Annotated in this window: 6 protein-coding genes; 3 read left to right on the top strand and 3 right to left on the bottom strand. The window is 41.6% G+C overall.

Translation table 11 applies throughout. The annotated features are described in order from the left end of the window. Positions 1-239: 239 nt before the first annotated feature. Both HXY43_RS07495 and purH read right to left on the bottom strand, forming a co-directional pair. Complete coding sequence (locus HXY43_RS07495; RefSeq protein WP_290881773.1) at positions 240-389, bottom strand: hypothetical protein; 150 nt, start codon at positions 387-389, stop codon at positions 240-242. 823 nt (positions 390-1,212) lie between these two features. Further along, positions 1,213-2,751, bottom strand: a complete 1,539-nt coding sequence (purH, locus tag HXY43_RS07490; protein ID WP_290881771.1) for a bifunctional phosphoribosylaminoimidazolecarboxamide formyltransferase/IMP cyclohydrolase — start codon at positions 2,749-2,751, stop codon at positions 1,213-1,215. 185 nt (positions 2,752-2,936) lie between these two features. Between purH and HXY43_RS07485 the strand changes: the two genes are divergently transcribed. The 3 genes from HXY43_RS07485 to coaBC all read left to right on the top strand — a co-directional run bounded on the left by HXY43_RS07485 (position 2,937) and on the right by coaBC (position 5,305). Then, entirely contained in the window at positions 2,937-3,572 is a 636-nt protein-coding gene (locus HXY43_RS07485) for an alpha/beta hydrolase (RefSeq protein WP_026735034.1), read from the top strand. Between the two features lie 187 nt (positions 3,573-3,759). Further along, positions 3,760-3,972, top strand: coding sequence for a DUF2555 domain-containing protein (locus HXY43_RS07480; RefSeq protein ID WP_026735035.1), 213 nt, complete (start codon positions 3,760-3,762; stop codon positions 3,970-3,972). 127 nt (positions 3,973-4,099) lie between these two features. Further along, positions 4,100-5,305 (top strand): bifunctional phosphopantothenoylcysteine decarboxylase/phosphopantothenate--cysteine ligase CoaBC, encoded by a 1,206-nt coding sequence (gene coaBC, locus HXY43_RS07475; protein ID WP_290881768.1) that lies wholly within the window; start codon positions 4,100-4,102, stop codon positions 5,303-5,305. A gap of 111 nt (positions 5,306-5,416) precedes the next feature. Here the strand turns inward: coaBC and HXY43_RS07470 are convergent, their stop codons facing one another. Next, entirely contained in the window at positions 5,417-5,635 is a 219-nt protein-coding gene (locus tag HXY43_RS07470) for a hypothetical protein (protein WP_026735037.1), read from the bottom strand. Positions 5,636-6,105: the final 470 nt, after the last annotated feature.

The raw sequence follows: 6,105 nt of genomic DNA, 5'->3' as shown, positions 1-6,105 counted from the left end.
TATTGCGACTCAAACCGAGCAGTTCCTCGACCCATGCTTGACACTCATGCCAAGCAACTATCCAATTTTGACCATATAAACCTATCCAGAAATTACTGTGACGTTTTTGAGTTCTATTTCTGGTTCAATTTACGAGACCGTTCTTTTTTACCATTAAACTTTACCTGACAGATAGCTGCTTAATAACTGTACAGTTCATTCTCAATAAGCACTCAAATTTTTCAAGGGGTCTGTGTCCCTCACATCTTTAGCTGGCTAGGTTTAGAGGCGATTGTCGCCCCTTGAAGCAAATGAGTCTGGGCATGAGGAAAAGCCATCAAGAGACGTTGTGCAACTTCAGCAAATGCCGGATCTCCTGTACCGTAGTCTGCAATGACGCAGATAAACATTTTGCCTCTCCAGGTCAGAGTAGTGATTCCAATTCGGAATTGAGGGAGTGGGTGATGCTCAAACGCCCCCGTGAACCTACCTCATCAGCAGTCTAGATGCGATCGCCTTTATATGCAAGACTCCCGCACAAAATTGCGTATAAGTCATTTTAACTAACCTTCCGCAGACTCACTTAGTACAACATTTCATAAATTCGTAGCGAGTACAATTCTGAAATACTCTGCGCCCCTTTGCGCTTACCTCTGCGACCCTCTGTGTTTCAAATCACTTTTTCTCTCAAAACAAAAAACGCCAGGGAGTGTTACCGTGTTTCCACCCCTAGCGCTTTTTGTTTTACACTTACTCCTCACACACAACTAAAAGATATCACTACTTTAATTCTGTTACAAGTATGCTAAGTCATACTTTATAAATTAAACATAAAATAAGTGTTTTTTGTAAAGATTGTGATTAGTTGTTGTTTGTTATATGTTGTTTGTTCTTTGGAATACTACCAACAAACAACAATCAACTATCATCCCAAAACAAAAAGCGCCAGGGAGTGTTGCCGTGTTTCCACCCCGAGCGCTTTCTATTTTACACTTGCTCCTCACACACTATTTAAAACTACCATTACTTCAGTCTAATAACAAGTACTTAATATATAAATTTTTGAAGGTGATAACTTAATAAATTAAAAAGCGCTAGGGAGTGTTGCCGTGTTACCACCCCTAGCGCTTTTTGCTTCAAACTTAACTCCTCACACACAACTAAAGACTAACATTAGGCTTTACATAGCCACCACCATATTAGTGACACTTTGGCAAGTGTACTATCTTACTTCTAATGCAAAAAGTGACGTACGCCGGTAAAGACCATTACCAAACCTAGTTCGTTAGCAGCTTTGATAGAATCTTGATCTCGCAAACTTCCACCCGGTTGCACGATCGCAGTAATTCCTGCGGCGGCTGCTGTTTTGACAGAATCATCGAAGGGGAAAAATCCATCACTGGCGAGTATTGCTCCTTTGGCTTTTTCTCCAGCTTGTTCTAGAGCTATTTTCACCGAACCAACGCGATTCATTTGTCCTGCACCCACACCCAAAGTTGTGCGATCGCTACTCACAACTATGGCATTTGATTTAACATGCTTGCATACTTTCCACGCAAACAATAATTCTTCTAATTCATTCACTGTGGGTTGACGTTCAGTCACGACTTGCCATTGACTGGTATCGGCGACAATGTCATCTGCCGCTTGAACAAGAAAACCACCTGCGATCGCCTTGATTGTATCTTTGGGGCCATTGCTTAAATCAGGTAAAATCAATACCCGCACTTTTGACTTAGCAGCGAGAATCGCTTTTGCTTCCTCTTCACATTCCGGTGCAACTACGCATTCTAAAAATGTTTTTGTTAACTCAGTAGCTGTAGCGGCGTCTATGGGACGATTGAGGGCGACAATACCACCAAAGGCAGAAACAGGATCGGCCTTAAAAGCTTTTTGGTAAGCTTCAGCGATCGCATTTCCCACAGCTGTGCCGCAGGGGTTAGTATGTTTAATAATTGTTGCAGCTGGGCGATCGGTGAATTCTGCAATAATTCGGCGTGCTGCTTCTAAATCAACTAAATTATTGTAACTAAGTTCCTTACCTTGCAGCTTGGTGGCAGCAGCCCATCCTGTTGGGGTTGTACCAGTTTGATACCAAGCAGCGCTTTGGTGGGGATTTTCACCATAACGCAAGGATTGCAGTTGGTTGCCAGAAAGAGTGTATTGTTGTGGTAGAGCTTCTGGCTGTTGTGTCCCTAAATAAGATGCGATCGCGCGGTCATAACTAGAAGTATGCAAAAATCCTTTTAACGCGCACTTTTGCCGAAATTCTCGCGAAGTTTCGCCTCCATGTTGGCGTAATTCCTGCAAATACTCGTCATACTGCACGGGTTCGCACAATATCGTGACATGGGCAAAGTTTTTTGATGCTGCCCTTAGCATAGCAGGGCCACCGATATCAATCTGCTCAATTGCCTCAGTTAAGGTAACTCCCTCTTTGGCAATGGTTTCTTCAAAGGGGTAGAGATTTACCACAACTAAATCAATGGGACGAATTTGGTTGTTTTCCAAATCTGTCATATCTTGCGGTATGTCTTGTCGCGCTAAAATACCACCGTGAATCCGGGGATGTAGGGTTTTAACACGACCACCTAATATTTCCGGCGAACCTGTATAATCAGCAACTTTTTTAACTGGTAATCCCGCATCTTTCAAGGCTTGGGCAGTGCCGCCACTACTGATTAATTCAAAATCAAATTCTTCAACTAAGCTACGGGCAAGGTCAATCAATCCAGTTTTATTAGATACACTCATCAGTGCCAAACGCGCCATAATTCCCCAGCTTCCTTCGATCTATAAAATCAAGAGCAGAAGATTATTGTACAAACCACGAAGGCATGTAGACGTAGACGTGCCTTCTTCGGCTTCCCGCAGGGTTGTACGCTAAGAATTGAAAAATGCAAAATTTATTGTCTTGTCATGGCACACTTTGACTAATGACTAATGACCAATGACTAATGACTAATGCTTTAGAATTCATTCAGGTTGCCCCAAAAACAGGGCAAGCACCCCAAGGGTTAATTGTCGCTTTGCATGGTTGGGGTGCAAATGCCGAAGATTTAGCATCTTTGGCTCCTTTTTTAGACTTGCCTGATTATCAGTTTCTGTTTCCCAATGCACCTTTTCCTCATCCTTATTCCCCTACGGGGAGGGCATGGTATGACTTGAGTATGGAAAATATGTATGAAGGATTAACAGAAAGTCGGCAATTGCTAATAGATTGGTTGCAAACTTTAGAAAGCAGCACTGGCGTACCACTGTCGCGGACATTTCTGAGTGGCTTTTCTCAAGGAGGGGCGATGACTTTGGATGTAGGATTAAAGTTACCTCTCGCAGGTTTGGTTGTGATGAGTGGTTATTTACATCCGGGTGCAGTAACAGATGTAGAGACACAAAATGCAACGTCTCTACCTCCGGTTTTAATCATGCATGGCAGATACGATCAAGTTGTGCCACTACAAGCAGCAGTACAGGCAAAAGCAACTTTAGAGTCACTAGGAATTGCAGCACAGTACTATGAATTTGACATGGGTCATGAAATTCGACTGCAAATGCTAGAGTTGATTCGGAATTTCGTGGTAAATGCTAGATAATCACAAAGTAGCTTGTAGTCAGACATCGCTTTATCTTAGTTACAATATTTTTACAAATTCCGGTATAAATCCGGAAAAATTTCACGAAATTAATGTCTCCAAATGAGTAATATATATTGGGTGGTTGCGTCGGGCGCAACTCAACCCAGGCTGGATGCCAATGCTGCTAACGGGAGGGGCGAGCATGATGAAAACTTTAAGCATTTCTAAAAAAGAAATTGCTACTATGACTCCACAAGATGTGGAAGATTTAGCGACACGTTTGGAGCAGGATAATTACAGCAATGCTTTTGAAGGATTGAACGATTGGCACATACTACGTGCGATCGCGTTTCAGCGTCCAGAGTTAGTTGAACCATATATCCATCTCTTAGATTTAGAACCCTACGACGAAGCGTAACAATTTAGGTAATGGGTAACGGGGAATAGTTAGTGGTTAGTAGATAGTAGTTAGTGGTAGCTTGGAAAAACAGCTAATAATTAATTGCTTTCTATTCGCTATTCCCTTTGACCTATTCCTCCAACCCATGTTTAATCCAAAATTAAAAAGGGTTCTTATTGGTGTTGGCGGTGGTATTGCCGCCTATAAAGTTTGTGAAGTTGTTTCTACACTTTTTAAAAATGGTGTAGAAGTGCGAACAATTCTTACTAATTCCGCACAAAAATTTGTCACGCCTCTAACTTTTGCGACTTTATCTCGCTATCCTGCCTATACAGATGAAAATTTTTGGCAACCAAATTATTCTCGTCCATTACATATAGAATTGGGTGAATGGGCAGATATTTTTGTAATTGCCCCTTTGACAGCTAATACATTAGCAAAATTAGCCTATGGTATGGCTGACAATTTGCTCACAAACACCGTACTTGCTTCCACTTGTCCTGTACTGTTGGCACCAGCAATGAATACTGATATGTGGGAACAACAGGCAGTGCAGCACAATTGGCAAAGTTTATTGATAAATAACCGATTTCATGGCATTCCAACAGCATCGGGATTATTGGCGTGCGATCGCGTCGGTGCTGGAAGGATGGCAGAACCCACAGAAATTTTGGCTTACATTCAATCGCTGTTACACACCGCAGGCAGACTAGATTTGGCAGGAAAGCGAGTGTTAATCAGTGCTGGGGGAACGCGAGAACATTTTGATCCAGTTAGATTTATTGGTAATCCTTCCACGGGGAAAATGGGTTTAGCTTTAGCACAAGCAGCACTACATCGAGGTGCAAGGGTAACGTTGGTACACGGGCCAGCAAATTGGGATGTACCTTTAGGTATGGAAGCTTTTTCCGTTGTTAGTGCCCAACAGATGCACCAAGCGATGTTGCGACATTTACCTGATGCAGATGTGATCGTAATGTCAGCTGCCGTAGCAGATGTGAAACCACAGGAGTATAATTCAGAGAAATTACCGAAGCGATCGCTTCCAGAAGCTTTAGCCTTAGAACCTGTACCGGATATTGTTACAGAACTGGCAGAGCGCAAGCAACCCCATCAGTTGTTAATTGGGTTTGCTGCACAGACAGGAGATATAGTAACCCCAGCGTTAGAGAAACTGTACAGAAAACAATTAGACGCTATTGTTGCTAACCCAGTAGATCAAGTTGATAGCGGTTTTGGTAGTGATAACAATCAAGCGGTACTTTTAGATAAACAAGGGCGTCGGATAGAGATTCCACCTTGTAGTAAACTACAACTCGCTCATTATTTGTTCGATTTTGTTACTGCTTAGTTGTTGGTAGTTGGTAAAAGCGAGTCTCAAAAGTATGTTTGGTGTGGTTGCATGCATTAGATCCACCAACAGGGTTTTTATGCCCTCAAAAAGTATTTATGACACAAACTCTTAAGCTCTAGTTGTTGGCTTTAAAAATAGCCACGCCGCAAAAAACGTAGCTGCTGTAAATAGTTGTGTCAGATCCAGTGCAGACAGGTATCCATCCGATAAGGAAGCAATACTTCTGTCTGTAATGCCAAATAGCCAAGACGAAATGCCAAACAGCCAAATCCCATTCTTGAGATTTCCCACAAATTCATTCGTTTCTGAGGGTTGCTGGTTGTTCATGCTTTTGTTGCTCCGTTGGTGAGGAATTCGATGCTTGCAAAGAATCTACTAGGTGCGGTTTTCACTACCAAATGAACTTCTAGCGCGATCCTGCCTCCATTTATAAATTTTTCCTGACAAATATTACACTCTATATAATTATATTAATGATTATATGGCTATGTTGAGATAACTGTCTAAAGGTACATATTTGTGCAGTAGCTATTTCACCTTGATTGTTGTAACCACATGTTGGAAGAAGTACTTTTGTGTTGTCATTCTAAACACGAGGCTTGAGAAAATTTGTTACAAAAATGACAAAAAAACTTTAAATAAGTACATCAAAGCTTTAATCTATCTAGGGTTTTGATGCAGGGTAAGCTCATCTAATTTGGTATAATTTAAGCTTGACAAATCAATTAAGATAAGCATAAGCAAAGATGTAAAAAACGCACTTGACTCAAGAGCAAGATCAATGAGATGACTTCAAT

The sequence above is a fragment of the Fischerella sp. genome, assembly GCF_013388695.1.
Taxonomy (GTDB): Bacteria; Cyanobacteriota; Cyanobacteriia; order Cyanobacteriales; family Nostocaceae; genus PCC9605.
This window is presented reverse-complemented; position numbering and strand designations above follow the sequence as displayed.